General features: G+C 45.1%; 16 protein-coding genes and 2 tRNA genes. 4 read left to right on the top strand and 14 right to left on the bottom strand.

The window, feature by feature from the left end:
* Nucleotides 1-284 precede the first annotated feature (284 nt).
* The 5 genes from ACTQWB_RS17690 to ACTQWB_RS17710 all read right to left on the bottom strand — a co-directional run bounded on the left by ACTQWB_RS17690 (nt 285) and on the right by ACTQWB_RS17710 (nt 3,359).
* A tRNA-Ser gene (locus ACTQWB_RS17690) sits at nt 285-374 on the bottom strand.
* A gap of 128 nt (nt 375-502) precedes the next feature.
* Nucleotides 503-588, bottom strand: a tRNA-Ser gene (locus tag ACTQWB_RS17695).
* Between the two features lie 141 nt (nt 589-729).
* Entirely contained in the window at nt 730-1,425 is a 696-nt protein-coding gene (ispD, locus tag ACTQWB_RS17700; protein WP_441502806.1) for a 2-C-methyl-D-erythritol 4-phosphate cytidylyltransferase, read from the bottom strand.
* Nucleotides 1,425-2,444, bottom strand: a complete 1,020-nt coding sequence (tsaD, locus tag ACTQWB_RS17705; protein ID WP_441502805.1) for a tRNA (adenosine(37)-N6)-threonylcarbamoyltransferase complex transferase subunit TsaD — start codon at nt 2,442-2,444, stop codon at nt 1,425-1,427. The genes ispD and tsaD overlap by 1 nt, the downstream gene beginning before the upstream one ends.
* A gap of 3 nt (nt 2,445-2,447) precedes the next feature.
* On the bottom strand, nt 2,448-3,359 hold the full coding sequence (locus ACTQWB_RS17710; protein WP_441502804.1) for a ribonuclease Z: 912 nt from the start codon (nt 3,357-3,359) through the stop codon (nt 2,448-2,450).
* A gap of 280 nt (nt 3,360-3,639) precedes the next feature.
* Here ACTQWB_RS17710 and ACTQWB_RS17715 point away from each other — a divergent pair, with 280 nt between their 5' ends.
* Nucleotides 3,640-6,291, top strand: a complete 2,652-nt coding sequence (locus ACTQWB_RS17715) for a YfhO family protein (RefSeq protein WP_441502803.1) — start codon at nt 3,640-3,642, stop codon at nt 6,289-6,291.
* A gap of 41 nt (nt 6,292-6,332) precedes the next feature.
* Here the strand turns inward: ACTQWB_RS17715 and rimI are convergent, their stop codons facing one another.
* The 3 genes from rimI to tsaE all read right to left on the bottom strand — a co-directional run bounded on the left by rimI (nt 6,333) and on the right by tsaE (nt 8,232).
* Nucleotides 6,333-6,779, bottom strand: coding sequence for a ribosomal protein S18-alanine N-acetyltransferase (rimI, locus tag ACTQWB_RS17720; RefSeq protein ID WP_441502802.1), 447 nt, complete (start codon nt 6,777-6,779; stop codon nt 6,333-6,335).
* A 122-nt stretch (nt 6,780-6,901) separates the two neighbouring features.
* A complete protein-coding gene (gene tsaB, locus ACTQWB_RS17725; protein ID WP_441502801.1) occupies nt 6,902-7,624 on the bottom strand; it encodes a tRNA (adenosine(37)-N6)-threonylcarbamoyltransferase complex dimerization subunit type 1 TsaB in 723 nt (240 codons plus the stop codon).
* Between the two features lie 176 nt (nt 7,625-7,800).
* Nucleotides 7,801-8,232 (bottom strand): tRNA (adenosine(37)-N6)-threonylcarbamoyltransferase complex ATPase subunit type 1 TsaE, encoded by a 432-nt coding sequence (gene tsaE / locus ACTQWB_RS17730; RefSeq protein WP_441502800.1) that lies wholly within the window; start codon nt 8,230-8,232, stop codon nt 7,801-7,803.
* A 111-nt stretch (nt 8,233-8,343) separates the two neighbouring features.
* On the opposite strand from tsaE, the gene ACTQWB_RS17735 reads away from it, so the two are divergent.
* A complete protein-coding gene (locus ACTQWB_RS17735) occupies nt 8,344-8,862 on the top strand; it encodes a peptidylprolyl isomerase (protein WP_441502799.1) in 519 nt (172 codons plus the stop codon).
* Between the two features lie 68 nt (nt 8,863-8,930).
* Here ACTQWB_RS17735 and ACTQWB_RS17740 read toward each other — a convergent pair whose 3' ends face one another.
* The gene (locus ACTQWB_RS17740; protein WP_441502798.1) at nt 8,931-9,587 is read right to left on the bottom strand and encodes a YigZ family protein; all 657 of its coding nucleotides are present in this window, start codon (nt 9,585-9,587) and stop codon (nt 8,931-8,933) included.
* A gap of 290 nt (nt 9,588-9,877) precedes the next feature.
* Here ACTQWB_RS17740 and ACTQWB_RS17745 point away from each other — a divergent pair, with 290 nt between their 5' ends.
* A complete protein-coding gene (locus ACTQWB_RS17745) occupies nt 9,878-12,451 on the top strand; it encodes a transglycosylase domain-containing protein (protein WP_441502797.1) in 2,574 nt (857 codons plus the stop codon).
* Between the two features lie 112 nt (nt 12,452-12,563).
* On the opposite strand, the gene ACTQWB_RS17750 is transcribed toward ACTQWB_RS17745, so the two are convergent.
* From ACTQWB_RS17750 to ftsH, 4 genes are all read right to left on the bottom strand, one after another.
* Nucleotides 12,564-13,505: an ROK family glucokinase gene (locus tag ACTQWB_RS17750; protein WP_441502796.1), complete on the bottom strand. Its 942-nt coding sequence runs from the start codon at nt 13,503-13,505 to the stop codon at nt 12,564-12,566.
* Nucleotides 13,506-13,565: 60 nt separating this feature from the next.
* Complete coding sequence (gene hprK / locus ACTQWB_RS17755; protein WP_441502795.1) at nt 13,566-14,498, bottom strand: HPr(Ser) kinase/phosphatase; 933 nt, start codon at nt 14,496-14,498, stop codon at nt 13,566-13,568.
* Nucleotides 14,499-14,631: 133 nt separating this feature from the next.
* Nucleotides 14,632-16,494 (bottom strand): excinuclease ABC subunit UvrC, encoded by a 1,863-nt coding sequence (uvrC, locus tag ACTQWB_RS17760; RefSeq protein ID WP_441502794.1) that lies wholly within the window; start codon nt 16,492-16,494, stop codon nt 14,632-14,634.
* 127 nt (nt 16,495-16,621) lie between these two features.
* Nucleotides 16,622-18,739, bottom strand: a complete 2,118-nt coding sequence (gene ftsH, locus ACTQWB_RS17765) for an ATP-dependent zinc metalloprotease FtsH (protein WP_441502793.1) — start codon at nt 18,737-18,739, stop codon at nt 16,622-16,624.
* A gap of 365 nt (nt 18,740-19,104) precedes the next feature.
* Between ftsH and ACTQWB_RS17770 the strand changes: the two genes are divergently transcribed.
* Nucleotides 19,105-20,586 (top strand): DUF1846 domain-containing protein, encoded by a 1,482-nt coding sequence (locus tag ACTQWB_RS17770; RefSeq protein WP_441502792.1) that lies wholly within the window; start codon nt 19,105-19,107, stop codon nt 20,584-20,586.
* A gap of 78 nt (nt 20,587-20,664) precedes the next feature.
* Here ACTQWB_RS17770 and ACTQWB_RS17775 read toward each other — a convergent pair whose 3' ends face one another.
* Entirely contained in the window at nt 20,665-22,008 is a 1,344-nt protein-coding gene (locus tag ACTQWB_RS17775; RefSeq protein ID WP_441502791.1) for an RNA-binding domain-containing protein, read from the bottom strand.
* Nucleotides 22,009-22,096: the final 88 nt, after the last annotated feature.

Consider the following 22,096-nt stretch of genomic DNA (forward strand, 5'->3'; position numbering starts at 1 on the left):
AAGCACGCCGCCAGCGTTCATCCTGAGCCAGGATCAAACTCTCTGATAAAATGTAGTTTGATGCACTCAAGACAACCAACTAGCTTAGTTATCTCTCGTCATTACTGTTTTAAAAGTTTCATTCGAAAATGAATTGTATAAAGAAATTTTCGAGAATCGTATGTGTTTCACTGTTTAGTTATCAAGGTTGTTCGCTGTTGTTTTCAAAACAGCTTGTTTATATTATCATATGTTCAAGTGTTTGTCAACAACTTTTTCAAAATTCTTTTCAAAGAACTTTGAAGCGGAGAAGGAGGGATTTGAACCCTCGCGCCGCTATTAACGACCTACTCCCTTTCCAGGGGAGCCCCTTCGGCCAGCTTGGGTACTTCTCCAAATTGCCCTACTTATTAAGTAAGTTCTTTATTTAATTATTCACTCTCTTGCGACAGCTCGTTTAGTATAACTGATGTTTCTTTATTTGTCAAGCACTTTTTTAATTTATTTTAAAGTGTTTAACAAGCGGAGAGAGTGGGATTCGAACCCACGCGCCCTTGCGGACAAACGGTTTTCAAGACCGCCTCGTTATGACCACTTCGATATCTCTCCATATATAATTATCTGATAAAGCAGTTCTGCACATCAGGAGTTGTCCTTCACTCAAGAGGTTGTCTCTGTCAGTGCAAAACGTATTCTATCATCAAAACCTTTTTGTGTCAACAAGATTTTTTATTTTTTTCAAAAATTCGCTCAATAATGCAAAAATGCCTCTGCTACAGCCAGATCTTCTGGCGTGGTAATCTTAATATTCCGATAAGAACCCTCCACCAGAAGGATCTTAGTACCAGTCTCCTGTTCCACTACCATAGCGTCATCTGTCACGTTGCTCATATCTTTTTTACGGATACTTTCATAAGCTTCACGTATCAGATCATAGGAAAATATCTGAGGAGTCTGAATATTCCATACAATTTTCCGATTTGGCGTCTCTTTAATATAGCCGGATGAATCCGCAAGTTTGACGGTATCCTTGGATGGCATTCCCATTACACAGGCACCCGTACGCCGTACTGCCTCATATCCCCTTTGAATCATCTCTTCGTCGATAAAAGGCCGTGCACCGTCATGAATATATACATAATCGGTATTTTCACAGCATAACAATCCTGCATACACAGAATCATAGCGTTCTTTTCCCCCGGCTGTCACTTTCCTTATCTTGGTAAATCCGTATTTCTCCGCAATTTCCCTTTGGCAATAGGAAATCATATCTTCTCCTGTTACCAGAATAATATCCTGAATCAGCGGACTTTCCTGGAAACAATGCAGAGAATAGTACAAAACCGGCTTCCCCCCTATCTCCAGAAACTGTTTTTGTACCTTGCTGTGCATCCTTTTCCCCTGTCCTGCTGCCAGAACGATTGCCGTACACCTGCTCTGTTCCATTATCTTTCCCCCAGCTTCAGGTTCGGGACTGCATTCAGGTCCCAGCCGTGGCGTGTGCCTTTTATATATTCATAATAAGCAGCAACTCCGATCATTGCCGCATTATCTGTGCAGAAAATAGGGGATGGACGATAAAATTTATAGCCCCTCTTTTCACATGCCTTCATCATCGCTTCCCTTAAAGCCCCATTGGACGCAACGCCTCCTGCGATTGCGATCTTATCCATATGGTAATCCTTTGCAGCAAGCATGGTGTGTTCAACAAGTACGTCTACCACGGACTTCTGGAACGAGGCGGCCAGATCGGCACGGTTAATTTCCTCGCCTTTCATCTGAGCATTATTAATGTAATTCAAAACTGCAGATTTCACGCCGCTAAAACTAAAGTCATAGGGACAATCGCCTAATTTTCCTTTCGGGAAAACAATAGCATCCGGATTTCCCTCACGGGCAAGCTTATCCACCTTCGGGCCTCCCGGATAGCCAAGCCCGATGGCACGGGCAACTTTATCAAAAGCCTCTCCTGCTGCATCGTCTCTGGTTCGTCCAAGGATTTCAAATTCTCCATAATCCTTTACAATGACAAGGTGTGTATGTCCGCCTGACACGATCAGACAGAGAAATGGAGGTTCCAGATCCGGATGTTCGATATAATTAGCGGAGACATGTCCCTCAATATGATGTACCCCCACAAGTGGAAGCTTCTTCGCGTATGCAATTGCCTTAGCCTCTGCTACTCCCACCAGAAGCGCACCTACCAGTCCAGGACCATAGGTGACACCGATCGCATCCAGATCATCCAGAGTCACATCAGCTTCAGAAAGTGCCTCTTCAATAACCTGGTTGATCTTCTCAATATGTTTACGGGATGCGATTTCCGGCACGACCCCTCCATATAAAGTATGAAGTGCAATCTGGGAAGAAATCACATTTGATAATATCGTCCTGCCATTTTTCACCACAGAAGCGGCAGTTTCATCACAAGAGCTCTCTATTGCAAGAATTAATGTATCTTTCATTTTTTAATCCTCTTCGAAATTCATTTCCATTGTTTTTCCATCTTTGCCAGGATAAGCATTAGGGAAAATCTCCCGTACCATATCCATATATTCATCAGGGCGGATCAGGGACGGACTGTAGTGCGTCAGCCACATCTCTCCCACCTTAGCCTCTTTTGCAAGAGTGGCAGCCTCACGGAAAGTCATATGCTTATAGCCTCTGGCTTTCTCCTGCTTATCGTCCTCGCCGTACATTCCTTCACAGATAAACAGATCCGATCCCGGAGCATGTTTCAGAATGGATTCTGTAGGACGTGTATCTGTAGTATAGGTAACTTTCAATCCTTTTCTTGCAGGACCCAGAACCATATCCGGTGTATAAGTCACGCCATCTGTCTCAATGGTCTGACCCTTCTGAAGGGGATTCCAGTACTGCAGCGGAATTCCCTTCTCACGGGCGCGCTCCGGGGAAAATTTCCCCTGGCGTAGAATCTCCAGGGAATATCCGTAACAAAGTACATTATGATTTACCTTAAAGGCTGTGATCCTGTAGCCATTTATCTCAAATACCTGTTCAGGGCCGTTGATCTCAATAAATTTTAATTCAAATGGAAGCTCCGGCGCGATCACACGAAGTGCATTTACCACCCGCTCCAGTCCTTTGGGGCCAATAAGTGTCAGCGGCTCTGTCCGCTCCGCGTTTCCCATTGTAAGAAGAAGGCCCGGAAGTCCGCTAATGTGGTCTCCATGATAATGGGTAAAACAGATCACGTCAATAGGCTTGAAGCTCCATCCTTTTTCTTTAATCGCCACCTGTGTTCCCTCACCGCAGTCGATCAGAAGGCTGCTGCCATTATAACGGGTCATCAGGGCTGTCAGCCATCTTCTTGGAAGTGGCATCATACCTCCGGTTCCTACCAGACAAACATCTAACATATATTAAAATATCCTCTTTTCGTTTAACATTCTTTTTCGTATACTTTCAAAAGTTTAACACAAGCAGATTACTAAAACAAGTGGCGGTTATTTTGAATCCGAAAAAAGTTTTAAATTACAAAACAATAATCATTTCAGAATATTATTATATTTGCAATTTTCTTCACACTTGACAAACTGCCTGTAATATGTTTTGATAACCTGATTACAGATAACTGACTCTTCCAAGCAGGGAACTGCATTACTACACTACATCATTTTGATCAAGAAAGGGCTCTATATGATTTTCTATAACAAATATCAAAAATTCACCTGGTGGAATCTATTCACTTTACTGCTTCTTCTGGCTGCAGGAGGTATTTTGATCTGGCAGCTGATTCCTTCCGGCTCCTGGTTCGGTTCCGAAACCGACTGGTATTCCCAGCATGTAACCTTCGCAGATTATATGAGAAAAAATTTTTATGCAACCGGAAAGCTTTTTCCGGATTTCACCGGGCTTGGAGGGGGAACTAACTTTTTCTCCTTGTCCTATTACGGCTTTATGCGCCCGGATGTGCTTATTTCCTACCTTTTTCCAACTGTTCCTATGGCCTATTTCATCCAGGGATATGCCATACTGGAAATCCTGCTGGGCGGTGGACTTCTTTATTATTGGCTTCACAGAAAGGGGTTTTCGGATTTTACCGGCTTTGTATGCGGATTTTTCTATTTGTGCGCAAACTGTTTCTTTCAGGCGCACAGGCAGATCATGTTTGTGAATTACCTGCCTTTTCTCATCCTGGCATTTCTTTCCCTGGACCAGATTCTGGCTTACAGGGAACAGACAGACTATAAATTCCGTCCCCATATAGGACTTATCTTTTCACTGTTTTTCTGTATCCTGCACAGCTTTTACTTTTTCCCATCCTGCTTCGTGGCTTGTATCCTTTATATCTGCCACCTGCTGCCGGATTACCTGAAAAACGTGCCTATCTCCAGCCAGAAGAAGTTTAGGCTCAAAATCTGGTGGAATTATATTCTGGATGTGTCCTTTGCCGTATCCATGAATCTTTTCCTCCTGCTTCCTACAGGCCTTGCCATTCTGGGAAATAAAAAGGATACCGGGGCAAGTGAATCACTTTTTAAGGTTCTCGGGGTAAATCCTACACTGGACAGTCTCCTCTACAGTCCTTATGGATGTGGTCTTACCCTTTTCTGTCTGTACGCCCTTTTCCTTTGCATCCGGGAAAAAAAGACCCGGAAGCTGGCAATTGCTATTTTTGTTTTGTTGTTCTTCGATGTTTTTTACTGGATCTTAAATGCCACATTATATGTACGGCCCAAATGCCTGATTCCGTTTTTGCCTCTTATCCTTTACCTTACCGCACAGGCTCTAGAAGGGCTACGTCTCAGGAAAATACGGCACAGTCTGCCGCTTGCACTGCTTAGTGCCATCCCGGTCTTGATACAGCTTGTTTTTCTTCTTCGGAATCAGCAGGTCCGCACACTTGTCATTTCCGATATGATTCTCCTGCTAGTGCTTGTTACTGCCAGCACTATTTTAGAAAAGAAACAGATCCTGGTGCCTGTAAATTCCTGGTTTTCCAATATATGCAGCCTGATCCTGCTTCTTGTGATTCCCTGTATGCTTTATCTTGCAAAGGGGCAGGAGGAACATTATGCCACTGTGGCCGATGAATCCAGGGATTATTTTTCCAGTGAAGATCTGGTGAATTACTGTGAGAATTCCCAGGCCCGTTTCGACGTGATCGAACATCCATCCAATAACACCAATTATGTGATCACCGGTGACCAGAACAAAAGTACCTTGTATTCCTCTATTTCCAACAGTACTTACAACACGCTGCTGTACGATATCCTGCAAATGCCGATCAGCATCCGTAACCGTGTCGCCATGACCGCAGATGTGAATCCATTCCAGGAATATCTGATGGGTGTCCGTTATATTCAGACCAAATCAGATAAGGTTCCGGCTGGATACACCATTCTACAGGAAAAAGAAGGTCATGTGCTTGCAGAGAACAAAAATGTACTGCCAATTGCTTATGGAAGTACTGCACTTATGGCAGAAACTGAGTTCGACAAGCTTTCCTATCCACAGACACTGGATACACTTGTTAACCGGACCATTACCCCGGATTCAGGAAGTCCGGAGGCTGTCAGCGCAGTTTCAGCAGACTCAGATCCAGTAATTGACACAGATGCCAGAAACAGGATTACATCAGCAGAGCCTTATGTTTCCCAAATGAAATCTTATTCTCTCCCGGATGATTTCTTTACCCACAAGGCTGCGCGAAAGGACATTACGGTACGCCGGAAGCTTTCCCAGCAGCTGCCAGCTTCTACGATTCTGCTGATCACTTTTGATGTGGAATACAGTGGTGCGAAAGATATATCTATTACCATAAACGGGATCCGCAACAGGCTTTCCGGCTCTGAGGCACCTTATCCCAATAATAACAATCGTTTCTGCTATATGATATCCGGAAATGAAGATATGGATTCCCTGGAGATCACATTTTCCAGGGGAAGCTATCGAATAAAAAATGTTTCTGCCTATACGATTCCTTTATCTGCCCTTTCCCATCCTGGACTGGTGGATTTTCAGGAAAACACCACTTCTGGAAATGAAATCGTAAATGGCAGTATTGAGATGTCACAGGATGGTTATTTCGTAACCTCCTACACGTTTTCCAGAGGCTACACGGCGTATGTGGATGGAAAAGAGGTTGAGCCCGTACAGGTAAACAAGGCTTTTGTCGGTTTTCCATTACAAAAAGGGGCACATGAAATCCGAATCGAATTCCATGCGCCCGGTAAGTTACCTGGATTATTTCTCAGCCTGGGAGCTTTATTTATTCTGCTACTGACAAGCCTGCTCTTAGCGGCTAAGTCACATATCAGCTCTTTGACAAAATATGCTGCAAAGTGAAGCGTGCAGATGGCAGAAAACCTTTTTCAAACAGGCGAGTACTAAGCTTCCGGAACAGGATGCCTGGTCATAAGCAATGCATCTTCCACGGGATCCGTATAATAGTTTTTGCGGATCCCGTCTTTTGTAAAGCCCTCTCTTTCGTAAAGACGGATCGCTGTCTCATTTCCAACACGAACCTCAAGGTGTATGGTTGTCACCCCCTGCACCCCTGCAAAACGAATCAGACTATCCAGAAGAAAACGCCCGATTCCCTCTCTCTGTCTGTCAGGACGGACTGCCACATTGGTAATATCTCCTTCGTCCAGAACCATGATCAGCCCACAGTATGCCAGGATTTCATCCTTTTCTTCCACCACAAGGAACATAGCATCCTTACGGGTCAGGTAAGTGAAAAATCCCTCTTTCGTCCATGGCGTGGAAAATAATTCATTCTCAATTTTCATAACCTGATCCAGGTCATCTACTAACATTTCACGAAGAATCATATCTGCACTGCTCCTATCCGTTTTTTCAGTCTGTTATATCGTCAGCTTTACTCTTCTGCTTTTTCGGCTGTTCTATTGTCGGCTTTATCTTATTGCATTTTCCATCTGCTCTATTGCAAGCTTTACTCTTCTGCCTTTTTCTCTTCTGCCAGCTTCTGGGCACGTTCCCGCTCTGCCTGGGAAACCCTCAGATATTCCGGTACATGCTCCATGGCCGTTACCACTTTTCCCTCTTTTACATACAGCTCTCCAAGAGCTGCTACTGCCGCTGCTCTTTGTTTATTCACATGGGCCGGGGCAAAGGAATAAGGCACCTGCAGCTTCTCCTGGATCATCTGGGCAAAAACAGGAACACCATCCCCAAGGAAGATTACCTCTTCCCCTCTGGCATTCAGTTTCTCGATCATTTCCGCCATTGGAACTGCCATCTGCGCCTCCACAGTTACAAGCTTATGATCCTCAAAGCGGTAAATTCCGGTATAAACCTGGCTTCTTCTTGCATCCATGATCGGGCAGACCAATGCCTTCGCGTCATATAAATTATAAGCCAGTGCATCTACAGTAGGAATCTCTACCAGAGGCTTGCCAAGTGCCAGGCCTAGTCCCTTAGCTGTAGCAGAGCCGATACGGAGTCCTGTGAAAGAACCAGGTCCAGCCGCTACTGCAATGGCATCTATAGTATGCAGATCCAGCTCTGTCATTTTCACCAGCTCGTCCAGCATGGGAAGTAACGTCTGGGAATGGGTCTTCTTGTAATTTACTGTATATTCCGCGATCAGGTTCTCATCCTCCACAATTGCCACAGAAGCGACGATTCCTGAGCTGTCAAGTCCTAAAATCTTCATTATTTCTCCTTATTCTCCCCACTTTAAGGAGATTCCTATATATTCTCTTTCATGGGGATTCTTACATTTTTTCTCTTCAAAATACCTCCGGCAGTAACATTACAGTTTGTATTATACTGTTATAGCTATTATACCGTTATACTTATTATGCCGTTACACTTATTATTTCGTTACACTTACTCCTCAAGTCCGGTTACCGTAATTTTACGATAATCAAACCCTTTCTCCAGATCCTTCTCGATGGTGATCTGGATTATATGCTCAGGCAGGATCTCCTCGATCAAATTCGCCCATTCGATCAGGCAGATTCCATTTCCATAGAAATAATCATCATAACCGATTTCTTCCATCTCCTCAATGTCCCCGATCCGGTACACATCGAAATGGTAAAATGGCATGCGGCCAGTCTCATATTCCTGAATGATGGTAAAAGTAGGGCTGTTTACCGGCTCCGTGATTCCAAGGCCTGCGGCCACACCCTGGGTAAAAACGGTCTTCCCTACTCCAAGGTCTCCTACCAGCGTATATACCTGCCCGGCAAGGGCATTTTCCCCGATCCATTTGCCAAAAGCGAAGGTCTCTTCGGGACTGAATGTTTCTTTTATCATAGCTTGCAACTCCTTTATACATTTCCCTTTTTTCCTTGCAGAATTGCTCTTTGCATATTATAATAGAACGAATAGCGAAATACAATACTTTTTGAAAAAGGAGATCAAACTATGGCAAATCCAGTTGTTACCATTACAATGGATAATGGAGATGTGATGAAGGCAGAATTATATCCGGAAATCGCACCAAATACTGTAAATAACTTTATCAGCCTTGTAAAAAAGGGATTCTATGACGGCCTTATTTTCCACCGCGTGATCTATGGCTTCATGATTCAGGGCGGATGCCCGGATGGAACCGGAATGGGCGGCCCGGGATACAGCATTAAGGGTGAATTCGCACAGAACGGTGTGAAGAATGACCTTAGACATACCGAGGGCGTTCTTTCCATGGCGAGAGCTATGCACCCGGATTCAGCAGGAAGCCAGTTCTTCATCATGCACAAAAATGCACCGCATCTTGACGGCGCATATGCAGCTTTCGGTAAAGTGATCGAAGGAATGGATGTGGTAAACAAGATTGCTGAGACAGACACAGACTACAGTGACAGACCACTTGACGAGCAGAAGATCAAATCCATGACCGTTGACACCTTCGGTGTAGATTATCCGGAACCTGAGAAATGCTGATTGATTGACAGGCAAACTCAGGGATGTTTCATTCTTACTTGAAGCATTCCTGAGTTTTTAATTTCTATCTAGTGGTCAAACACCTTATTCTCGCCTTCCACATCTGCGAAATATAATTCTTTCTCTTTTTCCATTTTTACACGTCCGCTGGTGGCTTCTGTGATCACCTTCTGTACTCTTCCCACCTGGTCATTTGGTACGAGAAGATGCATGATCACTTTGTCCGTGTATTCCGTATCCAGAACTGGCAGCTGGTTCTCTGCCGCAATATACTGAAGCTTACCGATTGCCGTATAATCAGCAGTCAGCGCCAGGGAAATCCCATGATGCTTCTCGATCACAGTGCTCTCCATAAGGCCCGCCTGTACTGCACCCGAATAAGCTCTTACCAGGCCACCTGTGCCTAGGAGCACACCGCCGAAATATCTTGTCACCACTACTGCCACATTGTAAATATCTTCCCCCAGGATCACGTCCAGCATAGGACGTCCGGCAGTTCCAGAAGGCTCTCCGTCATCACTGCATCTTGTAAATTCCCTGTGCTCTCCAACAGAATAAGCATAGCAGTTATGTCTGGCATCCCAGTATTTCTTCTTCATTTCCTCTATGAACGCAAGCGCATCCTCTTCTTTCTCCACCAGACGTACGGTGGCAATGAAACGGGATTTCTTCTCCGTGATCTCCCCCTCACCGCCTGTGTAGATTGTTTTATAATTCTCCAGCATACCGGGAACCTCCAAAATTGATTTCTCTATCTGTTATCCGGGCAATAACCCGTTCTGATTTCTTTGCTATAGTGTAACATGAATCGCAGATTGTTTCCAGCCCTGGAAAATCCATTTTCCAGCTGTTTTTCCCTGATCTGCTATAATATGGCATAGAAAAGCATCATTTTGGAAAAAATGCCATAAGAATGCGCCATTTTGCCCTAATTGTTCACAGAAATATTCGATTTTAGGGTTTATTTACGAATGGAGATTTGATATAATAGAACGGATTATAAAGGAGGTTTATCATGAACTACGGAAAAAAATCGGCCTCTAAAAAGCGGAATTCTCTTATTTCCCGCTCGTCCATGATGGGAAAAAGAGCACATGTTTCACTTATCAGAGTCCTTTTCATCGGTCTGATTGCCCTGTGCGTGGGCGTATCCTTCCTTGGAATCGGTTCCATCAGAGGGATACTTGCCAATACGCCAGATGTAAATGAAGTAGATATTATGCCCCTTGGTTACGCTACTTTCCTCTATGACTGTAATGGAAACCAGAGCCGGAAGCTGGCAGCACCTAATGCCAACCGTCTCCCAGTCTCTATTGACCAGATACCAGAGGACCTGCAGCATGCAGTAGTGGCAATCGAGGATGAGCGTTTTTATGAACATAACGGAATCGATGTGAGAGGTATTCTCCGTGCCGGTGTGAAAGCACTTACTACCGGAAGCTTTTCCGAGGGTGCAAGTACCATCACCCAGCAGCTTCTGAAAAATAACGTTTTCACTAACTGGACCAATGAATCCACACAGATCGAGCGATTCACGCGTAAGCTTCAGGAACAGTACCTTGCCATTGAGATCGAGAAGAAGATCAATGACAAGAGCGTTATCCTTGAGAATTACCTGAATACCATTAACCTTGGTGCCGGTGCATACGGCGTACAGGCTGCTGCCCGTCAGTATTTTAATAAAGATGTATGGGATCTGAACCTTTCCGAGTGTGCTACCCTCGCAGGTATCACGCAGGCTCCTACCCAGTACAATCCCATTGAGAATCCTAAGGAAAACGCCAAGAGACGTAAGGAAGTACTGGATCATATGCTGGATCAGGGATATATCACACAGGAGCAGTATGACGAAGCCCTTAACGATGATGTTTACACCCGTATCCAGGAAGCACAGGCTTACAATACACAGTCTTCCAGTAAGACATATACCTACTTTGAGGATGAACTTACCCAGCAGGTTATCAATGACCTGATGAATATCAAAGGATACACCAAGACACAGGCACAGAACCTTCTGTACAGCGGCGGTCTGAAGATCATGACTACACAGGATCCTGATATCCAGAATATTGTAGACGAGGAATATTCTGATCCTTCCAATTATCCGGATTATGTACAGTACGCCCTTGATTATGCCCTTACCGTAAAGCAGCCTGATGGTCAGGAAGTAAACTACAGCAAAGAAATGATGAAGCTTTATTTCCAGAACGAGGATCCATCCTTTGATCTGCTCTTTGACTCCCAGGACGAGGGACAGACCTATGTAGACCGTTATAAAGCCAATATTCTTGCTGATGGAAGTACGGTTGTTGCAGAGCGCGTAAGCTTTGCCCCACAGCCTCAGTCAGCAATGACCATTATCGACCAGCACACCGGCTATGTGAAAGCAATCATCGGCGGACGTGGAACCAAGACCGCCAGCCTTACCCTGAACCGTGCTACGGACAGTACCCGTCAGCCAGGTTCTACCTTTAAGATCGTATCCACTTATGCTCCTGCACTGAATGAGAAAGGCATGACACTGGCTACCACTTATGAGGACGAGCCAATCACCTACGAAAACGGTGCACCAGTCAATAATGCAGGCGGCAGCTTCAATGGTACTACTACCATCCGTACTGCCATCCGTAATTCTGTCAATACCGTTGCTGTCCAGTGTTTCGAGGATGTCACTCCTGAGCTTGGTCTGAAATACCTGGATAACTTTGGATTTACCACACTGGCGCATGGTACTGAGGCTGATACAGATGCCTACGGTAACGTTTATACAGACGCTAACCTGCCTACAGCTCTCGGTGGTCTGACTTACGGTATTAAGAACGTAGAGCTTTGTGCTGCATATGCAGCTATTGCAAATGGCGGTAATTATATCAAGCCAGTTTATTACACCAAGATTCTGGATCACAATGGAAACGTACTGATTGAGAATAACTCAGCAGGACGTTCTGTTATCAAAGACACTACCGCATATCTTCTCACAAGCGCTATGGAGGATGTTGTCCAGAACGGTACTGGTACAGCCTGCCAGCTTGATAATATGGCAGTTGCAGGTAAAACAGGTACTACAGATGAGTACAATGACCTCTGGTTCGTAGGCTACACTCCATATTACACATGTGCAGTATGGTCCGGCTACGATGGCAACCAGAAAATCCCGGAAGGGGATGCCCGTAACTTCCATAAGACCTTATGGCGTAAGGTTATGAGCCGTATCCACCAGGGTATGGAATATAAAGAATTCGAACAGCCAGCAGGTATCGAACAGATCAGTATCTGCTCTGAGACCGGTCTTCTTCCAAGAGCCGGCTGCCCGGTTATTGAAGAATACTTCGATGAAGCTACCATTCCTACAGAATATTGCGACCAGCACTTCTACGAATATGATGAAGAGGATGATCAAAGCGACGAGGAAATGGAAATCTATGAAGAAGACAGCCTGACTCCTACTCCAGATCCTGATAATCCAGATAACCCAGACAATCCGGATAACGGAGGCGATGGTGGTGACGGCGGCGATGGCGGTGGAGATGTCCAGGAACCTGATAATGGTGATGGTGATGTTTCCAATGATGATATCACTTATTATTAAGCAGTTAGATAGTTGCCAGATTTTCTAAAAATAAAGTAACGGTTCAGTTACAAAAAAACTGCAGCTCCGATTTTACGGGCTGCAGTTTTTTTATGTAGTTTTTTATGTAGAATCAGTCTTTAATCACCATACGTGCTGCGCCATAGATACCAGCGTCATTTCCAAGGCTTGCAAGAATGATCGGGGTGCTCTTGCAGGACGGGAATGCGTATTTCTGGTAATACTTCTGGATGCAGTCTGTAAGCGCCTTACCAGCCTTGGATACACCGCCGCCGATAACGATTGCTTCCGGATCTGTAACACATGCAAACATTGCAAGTGCGCTTCCAAGAATATCGCCAACCTTCTCCATTGTCTGAATCGCAAGGGCATCTCCCTCTTTGTAGAAGTCAAGGACATTCTTCGCGGAAAGCTTCTCTACATGACGCATTTTGCTGTCCTCCTGGCTCTCCTCCATAATGTCATTTGCCACACGGACGATACCGGTTGCAGAAGCATACTGCTCCAGACAGCCGTGGTTGCCACAGTTACACGGACGTACTTCATTGTGGTTCACACATGCATGTCCGATCTCACCGCCAGCACCGTGATGGCCTGCAATGATCTTGCTGTCAATGATGATTCCACCACCAACACCAGTACCAAGAGTAACCATGATCACGTTCTTAGAGCCCTCTGCAGCGCCCTTCCATGCCTCGCCAAGAGCTGCGATATTTGCATCGTTGGCAGCTTTTGCAGGAAGGCCGGTAAGTGCGCTTAATTCGCTTGCAACGGCCTTAAAGCCCCAATGAAGGTTAACAGCCATAGGAACTTCACCATTCTCATTAACCGGTCCTGGAATACCGATTCCAACACCATCTACATTATCCTTTGTGATACCTCTCTCATCCAGCTTCGTCTTGATCGCATCTGCAACATCCGGAAGAATTGAAGAACCATTATTCTCCAGTCTGGTAGGGATCTCCCACTGCTCCACCAGAGTTCCATTGGTAAGGAACAGACCACATTTTACGGAAGTTCCTCCTACGTCAATACCAAAACAATACATACCCATTGTAAATTTCCATCCTTTCTGATCTTTATGTTTCAATTCCAGTCTATTTTATGGGACTGGTTATTCTTCTCTCTTTCTTGCGATATTCGCCTGGACACGCTTGTACAGCTCCTCAGCCGCATTGTAGCCCATCTTCTTCTGTCTGTGGTTAACCGCTGCGGATTCAACGATAACAGCCAGATTACGGCCAGGACGAATCGGAAGGGAATGGCAGACGATCTTATTGCCAAGATATTCTGTGTACTCCTCATGAAGTCCCAGACGGTCATATTCCTTGTCGCGATCCCACTCTTCAAGCTTGATCACAAGATCTACAGACTGGGTATCCTTAACACTCTCAACACCAAACAATGTCTTAACATCAATGATACCGATACCACGAAGCTCAATAAAATGACGGGTGATATCCGGTGCGGAACCAACCAGTGTAACATCGCTCACTTTACGCAGCTCTACAACATCATCACTTACCAGACGGTGACCACGCTTGATCAGCTCAAGAGCAGCCTCGCTTTTTCCAATGCCGCTCTCACCTGTGATGAGAACACCTTCACCGTAAACATCCACAAGCACACCATGAATGGAAATACAAGGTGCCAGCTGGACACCCAGCCAACGGATGATCTCCGCCATCAGACTGGAAGTGGTTCTCTCTGTCACAAATGTAGGAACATTATATTTATAAGCAAGATCGATCATATCCTGTGACGGTCTCGTCATGGTACTGAAGATGACACATGGGATCTTGCTGGAGATAAAGCGCTCATACTTGAATGTCCGCTCCTCATCACTTAACTGCATCAGATAGGTATATTCTACATATCCGATGATCTGAACACGCTCGTTTGCAAAATGCTCCAGATATCCTGTAAGCTGCAATGCCGGACGATTTATTTCTGCTGTTTTCACATAAATTTCCGTAAAGTCAATATCAGGCGTCAGGTTTGTCAGATTCAATTCCTGCGCCAGCTTAGTAAGCTGTACACCCTTCATGCTTTTATCTCCTTTTCTTTCTATGATGTCAGAGGCGAATAAGGTTACCCATATTCTTTTTTATTATACACAATTTATCGCATAACTTCAATGTTGAATCTTGTATTCTGCACAGTATTAAGCGCGAAAAATGTTATTGTTCATTGCCGGCACTTTTGTGAAAAAAAGCGTACACCGCCTCTGCACTTTGTACATTCATAGACTCTGTCTGACTTAATTCTTCCACCGATGCATCCCTGATATTCTCTATAGAACGGAATCTACGCATAAGAGCCTTCCGTCTGGTTTCCCCGATTCCCGGAATGTCATCCAGCACAGAGCGCACCTGTTCCTTGCTTCTTAGGGAACGATGGTATTCGATGGCAAATCTGTGGGCCTCATCCTGGATCCTGGTAACCAGATGAAAGCCCTCGCTTGAAGTATCAATGGGAATCTCCACATTATTGAAATAAACACCTCTGGTACGATGGTTGTCATCCTTTACCATACCGCACACCGGAATATGGATTCCAAGCTCTCCAAGCACCTTCAGGGCAATGTTTACCTGCCCGCGGCCACCATCCATCAGGATCAGATCCGGCAGCACGGAAAAACTGTCGTATTCCCCTTTGGATTCGTGAGTAAAACGCCTGGTAAGCACCTCTTCCATACTGGCATAATCATTTGGCCCCTGAACCCATTTGATCTTAAATTTGCGGTAATCGCTGCGCTTCGGCTTGCCCTTTTCGTAGACAACCATGGAGCCAACTGATTCGAAGCCACTGATATTGGAAATATCATAAGCCTCCATACGCACAATATCCTTCAGCCCAAGCCATCCTTCGATTTCTTTTACTGCGCCAATGGTACGGCCTTCTTCCCGCTTGATCCGCTCTCTGTCCTTGGAAAGGACCATCCAGGCATTTTCCTTTGCCAGCTCTACCAGCTTCTCCTTGGTACCTTTCTTTGGCACACGGATATGAACCCGCTGTCCACGCCGTTTGGACAGCCAGTCTTCGATTACCTGTGCATCCTCAATCTCTGTCTGCAGCATAATTTCTGCCGGAATAAAAGGTGTGCCTGCATAAAACTGCTTCAGGAAGCTGGACAAAACCAGTGCCTTGGTGTCTCCTCTTGCCACCCGCAGGAAAAAGTGATCTCTTCCGATCAGCTTGCCTCCACGCATAAAAAATACCTGCACCACTGCGTCCTGCTCCCGCAGATCTTCACTTTCATCCATGGCAACCGCAATAATATCCTTGTCCTCTTCCCCATACGTAGTGATCTTCTGACGCTCCCCGATCCGTTTAATGCTGTTTATCAGATCACGGTAGCCCGCTGCATCCTCAAAGCGCATCTCCTCAGAAGCTGCCATCATTTTTTCCGTCAGCTGATCGATGGTCTCTTTATAATTTCCATTCAGGAAATGAAGCACCTGCGCAATGTTTTTCTTATACTCTTCTTCGCTTACATTCCCCTGGCAGGGAGCCATACACTGCTTCATATGATAATACAGACAAGGGCGGTCTTTGCCGCAGTCCCGGGGCAGCGTACGGTTACAGGAACGAACCATATAGATCTTCCTTACCAGCTCGATCACATCCTTTACTGCTGTGGAACTGGTATATGGGCCAAAATACTTCGCCTTGTCCTTTTTCATGGTACGGGAAAAAAGCACTCTGGGATAAGGCTCATTTACTGTCACTTTGATAAAAGGATAGGTTTTGTCATCCTTCAGCATGGTGTTGTATTTCGGGCGGTGCTCCTTGATCAGGTTACATTCCAGCACTAAAGCTTCCAGTTCTGAATCGGTGACAATATACTCAAATCTGGTGATATGAGTGACCATCTGCTCAATTTTCGCCCCTTTATTCCGGCTGCTCTGGAAATACTGGCGGACACGGTTCTTCAGGCTGACTGCCTTACCCACATAGATGATCTCGTCCTTTTCCCCGTGCATGATGTAGACGCCCGGCTTGCCAGGAAGCTTTTTCAATTCTTCTTCGATCAGGAACATAAAATTCCTCCTTTTGAAAAGAACCGGGAAAGCTCGTCTCCCGGTTCTGCTATTTGCATAATCAGCATAATGATTCAGAGTCTATTTCAAAAGGCTCTGAAACAGGTATATTTATACCATTTTCATGTTACCTTGCATCATTCTTATTTTCTGTAGCTGTATTCTGTGCTTCACTTCCTGCTGCTGCATTCGGTACTTCATTTCCAGCTGCCGCATTCTGTGCTTCACTTCCTGCTACTACATTCGTTTCTTCATTTCCCGCAGCTGCGCTCTGCGCTTCGCTCTCGCCTTTCACGGCGGCATCCAGTGCTTTCAGCCCTTCTGCATCCAGTTCATCAGACACATCCAGTCCCTTCTCTACTGCACGGAAAATGATCATAAATTCCTTGCCTGTAATGGTCTCCTTGCGGATCAGATAAGCCGCGATCTTGTCCAGGGCTTCTCTGTGGCTGCTGATCAGACGCTTAGCCTCCTCATAGGAGGAACGAAGCAGCTCCATAACCTCATGGTCAACCTCTGTGGCTGTATTATCACCGCAGTTCAAAACTGCACGGCCATTCAGATACTGGTTCTCCTGGGTGGCAAGACCCATAAGGCCAAATTTCTCAGACATACCATACTGGGTGATCATAGCCCGGGCAACCTTGGTAGCCTGCTCGATATCATTGGAAGCACCTGTAGTCACACTGTCAAAGACGATTTCCTCAGCAGCACGGCCTCCCAGATAGCCCACAAGCATCGCTTCCAGTTCTTTCTTGGTATTCAGGTATTTCTCTTCTTCCGGAACCTGCATTACATAACCAAGCGCACCCATGGTACGAGGTACAATGGTAATTTTCTGTACCGGTTCGGAATCCTTCTGAAGGGCGCTTACCAGTGCGTGGCCCACCTCATGATAAGACACGATCCGGCGCTCCTGCGCACTTAAAATGCGGTCCTTCTTCTCTTTACCAACAAGCACGACCTCAACAGATTCCAGAAGATCCTTCTGGGAAACTGCATGACGGCCATTCTTAACCGCCAGGATGGCAGCCTCATTTACCATATTGGCAAGGTCTGATCCCACTGCACCGGATGTGGCAAGGGCAACTGCCTCAAAATCAACGGTATCATCCAATCTTACATTCTTGGCATGAACCTTCAGGATATCAATACGTCCCTTCAGATCCGGTCTGTCTACGATAACCCGGCGGTCAAAACGACCCGGACGAAGCAGTGCCGGATCCAGAACCTCCGGACGGTTGGTAGCCGCCAGGATAAGAAGACCCTTGGAAGTATCAAAACCATCCATCTCAGCAAGCAGCTGGTTCAAGGTCTGCTCACGCTCATCATTGCCACCGCCGTAATGGGAATCACGGCTCTTACCGATGGCATCAATCTCATCAATGAAAACAATGCAAGGTGCGTTCTTCTTCGCTTCCTCGAAAAGGTCACGTACACGGGATGCACCTACACCTACAAACATCTCCACAAATTCTGATCCAGAAAGGGAAAAGAACGGTACATGTGCCTCTCCAGCTACAGCCTTGGCAAGAAGGGTCTTACCTGTACCAGGAGGGCCTACAAGCAGTGCACCCTTGGGAAGCTTGGCACCGATCTCCACGTATTTACCAGGATTGTGAAGGAATTCCACAACCTCCTGCAGGGATTCCTTGGCTTCATCCTGACCCGCCACATCCTTAAATGTGATTCCCGTCTCCTTCTGTACATAAGCCTTGGCACGGCTTTTGCCAACTCCCATCATACCACCGCCGCCTTTGTTCATACGGCGCATGAAAAACATAAGAAGTACAAACAACAGAACAGATGGAAGAAGCACACTGAGCATCATTGCCATAAATTCCCCGAACGCATCCGGCGGCTCAGATTTGAAAATAATGCCGGTTCCTTCCAGACGCTTGGTAAGGGCAGTCTCATCTTCTGTCAGATTGGTGTAATAGCTGATCTCCTGATAAGGATTCACCTGCTTCTTCGGCACGATGGTCAGGTTATCAGACTGAAGGGTAACCGATTTCACCTCATCGTTATTCACCATATCAATAAACTTATCATACGTAATCTCACTGGAATTATCCTGCAGCATATTGGTAAACAGGCTGAAACACACCAGAGTAACCAAAAGACATATCAGAAAAGCCAGAATGGACTGATGATTCTTCTTATTGCGGTTTGGATCCTGGTTTCTCCTGGGATCCCCTTTATCAGGGCGTCGTCCGCCTTGATTGTTATCCAGATTATTATCCATTTCGTTCCTCCTTACTATCTTTTTTATTATAAAGATAAACGCCGGATAAATCAACCTGGATATTGTGAAAACCCTCTGAATTTTTGAGAAAAAAAGGTCAAAAAAATTTACATTTCGGAGCAAATAGATACTTTTTTTACAAGAAAATCTGTAGTATACTAGGAACATGGTTTTTTTGCGGCAGGTGCGGATCTGCATCTGCTGCATACTTTATGCCTGTATTATTATAGAAGCTGTACCTGTATAGCCGCAGAAACTGTACACATATATTTACAGCTGTATACTTTATTGATACAGAGCCGAAATAATAAATGGATGAGGAACCAGTAACAGAGCAGCCCAGAGAAAGAGAGAGGAAAGGCAGAATGAAAAAAATTGGATTCGATAATGACAAGTATCTGAAAATGCAGTCCGAGCACATCCGTGAGCGAATCAGCAAATTTGACAACAAGCTTTATCTGGAATTTGGAGGCAAGTTGTTTGATGACTACCACGCTTCCCGTGTTCTTCCAGGATTTGAGCCGGACAGCAAGCTCCGTATGCTGATGCAGCTTTCGGACCAGGCCGAGATCGTAATTGTAATCGGCGCACCTGATATTGAGAAAAATAAAGTCCGCGGCGACCTTGGCATCACCTATGATGAGGATGTACTCCGTCTGATGAATGAATTTACCAGCAGGGGCCTTTATGTAGGAAGCGTCTGCATCACCCGTTACTCCGGACAGGACAGCGCAGATGCATTCAAGAAGCGTCTGGAGAAGCTTGGAATCAAGGTTTATGTTCTTTATAATATCCCAGGTTACCCGAGCAATACTTCCCTGATCGTAAGCGATGAGGGATACGGTAAGAATGACTATATCGAGACCACCCGTCCGCTGGTTGTCATCACAGCACCAGGACCTGGAAGCGGAAAAATGGCCACCTGCCTTTCCCAGCTTTACCATGAATACAAGAGAGGCATCAGCGCAGGCTATGCCAAGTTTGAGACTTTCCCGATCTGGAATATCCCGCTGAAGCATCCGGTAAACCTGGCTTATGAGGCAGCTACCGCTGACCTTAATGATGTCAATATGATCGACCCGTTCCATCTGGAAGCATACGGTGAGACCACTGTCAACTATAACCGTGACGTAGAGATTTTCCCTGTAGTACAGGCAATGTTCGAGAAGATCATGGGCGAGTGCCCATACAAATCCCCTACAGATATGGGTGTCAATATGGCTGGTAACTGTATCGTGGACGACGAAGTCTGCCAGGAGGCTTCCCGTCAGGAGATCATCCGCAGATATTATAAGAGCATGGACGCCCTTCTTTCCGGTACCGGCACAGAGGAAGAGGTTTACAAGATCGAGCTTCTTCTGAAACAGGCTCATGCCACACTGGAGGACCGCAAGGTTGTTCCGGCTGCCCTTGAGCGTGAGAAGGCTACTGGTGCTCCGGCTGCTGCCATGGAGCTGGATGACGGACGGATCATCACCGGCAAGACCTCTGATCTCCTTGGTGCTTCCTCAGCTCTCCTTCTGAATGTCCTGAAGGAACTTGCCGGAATCGACCACGAGAAGCATGTGATCTCCCCGGATGCCATCCATCCGATCCAGGAGCTGAAAACAGACTACCTGGGAAGCAAGAACCCTCGTCTTCATATGGATGAGACTATGATCGCACTTTCCATCAGTGCCGCTACCAACCCGGATGCCCGCCTTGCCCTGGAGCAGATTCCGAAGCTGAAAGGCTGCCAGGCACATACCTCTGTTATGCTGTCTTCCGTGGATATCCTTTCCTTCCGTAAGCTTGGCGTGGAACTGACCTGCGAGCCGAAATTTGAGCAGGGGAAGAAGCTGCAGTAAGAAGCATATTTCCACAGTTCTAAAAGAAATTGGTTAAAAAAAGTGTGTGATTCGTTTGATTGAGTCACACACTTTCTTTCATTTGAGGATATAAGTGCTTAGTCTTCCTTTTCCTACCCGTTCTAGCAGATTTTCTTCACAGAGTTCTTTGATAAGTCGAAATGCTTTTGTTGTTCCGGAACCGATTAGATTCTCAACTTCTTTTCTTGTAATACTCCCCTTCTTGCTCGCATACTGAAGGATAAGATTTTTCTGCTCATTCAATGAATCTTCGATTTCCATACTGTTATTCGACTGAATCTTTCCATCACATTCTTCATTTCTATTTGGAAGCGTCACCCGAAAAACTCCCTTCGCAGTTTCAAACTCCGGTTGAGATTGATAATTTTTGTATGCCCTCTCTATTTTTCCAATTCCTGTACCATAACTTTCAATCAATCTCATTCGATAAAATATCGCTGCAAGATTTGGATTTCGTGATTGTGAGACACCAAGAAAAATAGACTGTAATTCCAGTCCAGGTACAAGACCTCCAAGAGAAACAAACTCAATTCTATTCTCATAGATATTCACCAAGTTGCTGCCACTAAAAGAATAATCCCTATGAACAATACTGTTTAAAAGAGCCTCTCTTAACGCCTCTTCTGGATAATCTCTGAAATCTGTTCTATCCAATCCGTAAAATGTTGCTTTCGTTTTATTGGCTAAATTAATAAACTGGTATACTTCTTCCAACTGCTTAAGAATGGACCCGCTAAATTCTCTTCTATCTCGAAATATTTCCTTATCCGTACCTTGAAAAAGTGCAACTTTGGTCGTTGTTTCGCACTGTTCAGATAACAGCAACGCAAGATTTGTATATAGTCCATCTTCCCCAAGTAATTTGAGTGTTTTCATTTGCGAAGGTCCAATTTCTATTGACCGCCGTTTCATTTCATTTTCAAATGTCTCAAAAGTCAGATTCTGGTTCATACTTCTACACAGCTCGAAAGAGCGTCTGCTATTTTGAAGTATCATTTCCCGAATTCCCTCTTCCGTCATCGGTTGTGTAGAACTTCCTTTTCTTACATATACGCCACTAGGTTTTAACCCTTTTTCTCTGAGATAGTAAGGACGATTAGTTCCTGTTGTTACATCAATTTCAACAACTATTTTCCCTTCCATTTCAACTGTATTAACTTTTACAAATGGCATCACATCTGGCACTAATGCATCCTTCAATGAATTTACAATTTGCAACATTACTCCATCCGGATCTGCTACGCCCAAAACTGCTCCGTCTTTTCTGACTCCTACAAATATAGTTCCGCCTTCAGCATTTACAAAGCCCATCACTTCTTTCCTGATATCTGGTACATACTCTTGCTTAAATTCAACATTCTGATTCTCGAACAATAGAATTTCTTTCCCCCTTTCTTTCATATTTTCTTATTGCTTTTATCTCTTTTGTTTCTTTCTTCTTTCTTTTTCTTTCTTCTCTATTATTATAAAAAAGAAAGAAAAGAAAGTC

Source organism: Blautia sp. HCP3S3_H10_2 (assembly GCF_052122375.1).
Classification (GTDB): domain Bacteria; phylum Bacillota; class Clostridia; order Lachnospirales; family Lachnospiraceae; genus Blautia_A.

What these genes read in the sequence shown, in the direction of transcription:
- tsaB (WP_441502801.1), bottom strand. Translation starts at nt 7,624, where the DNA reads ATGAAGATTTTAGGACTTGACAGCTCAGGAATCGTCGCTTCTGTGGCA.
- ACTQWB_RS17715 (WP_441502803.1), top strand. Translation starts at nt 3,640, where the DNA reads ATGATTTTCTATAACAAATATCAAAAATTCACCTGGTGGAATCTATTC.
- ispD (WP_441502806.1), bottom strand. Translation starts at nt 1,425, where the DNA reads ATGGAACAGAGCAGGTGTACGGCAATCGTTCTGGCAGCAGGACAGGGG.
- uvrC (WP_441502794.1), bottom strand. Translation starts at nt 16,494, where the DNA reads ATGTTCCTGATCGAAGAAGAATTGAAAAAGCTTCCTGGCAAGCCGGGC.
- ftsH (WP_441502793.1), bottom strand. Translation starts at nt 18,739, where the DNA reads ATGGATAATAATCTGGATAACAATCAAGGCGGACGACGCCCTGATAAA.
- ACTQWB_RS17750 (WP_441502796.1), bottom strand. Translation starts at nt 13,505, where the DNA reads ATGGGTATGTATTGTTTTGGTATTGACGTAGGAGGAACTTCCGTAAAA.
- ACTQWB_RS17775 (WP_441502791.1), bottom strand. Translation starts at nt 22,008, where the DNA reads ATGAAAGAAAGGGGGAAAGAAATTCTATTGTTCGAGAATCAGAATGTT.
- ACTQWB_RS17745 (WP_441502797.1), top strand. Translation starts at nt 9,878, where the DNA reads ATGAACTACGGAAAAAAATCGGCCTCTAAAAAGCGGAATTCTCTTATT.
- ACTQWB_RS17770 (WP_441502792.1), top strand. Translation starts at nt 19,105, where the DNA reads ATGAAAAAAATTGGATTCGATAATGACAAGTATCTGAAAATGCAGTCC.
- rimI (WP_441502802.1), bottom strand. Translation starts at nt 6,779, where the DNA reads ATGATTCTTCGTGAAATGTTAGTAGATGACCTGGATCAGGTTATGAAA.
- tsaD (WP_441502805.1), bottom strand. Translation starts at nt 2,444, where the DNA reads ATGAAAGATACATTAATTCTTGCAATAGAGAGCTCTTGTGATGAAACT.
- hprK (WP_441502795.1), bottom strand. Translation starts at nt 14,498, where the DNA reads ATGAAGGGTGTACAGCTTACTAAGCTGGCGCAGGAATTGAATCTGACA.
- tsaE (WP_441502800.1), bottom strand. Translation starts at nt 8,232, where the DNA reads ATGATAAAAGAAACATTCAGTCCCGAAGAGACCTTCGCTTTTGGCAAA.
- ACTQWB_RS17710 (WP_441502804.1), bottom strand. Translation starts at nt 3,359, where the DNA reads ATGTTAGATGTTTGTCTGGTAGGAACCGGAGGTATGATGCCACTTCCA.
- ACTQWB_RS17740 (WP_441502798.1), bottom strand. Translation starts at nt 9,587, where the DNA reads ATGCTGGAGAATTATAAAACAATCTACACAGGCGGTGAGGGGGAGATC.
- ACTQWB_RS17735 (WP_441502799.1), top strand. Translation starts at nt 8,344, where the DNA reads ATGGCAAATCCAGTTGTTACCATTACAATGGATAATGGAGATGTGATG.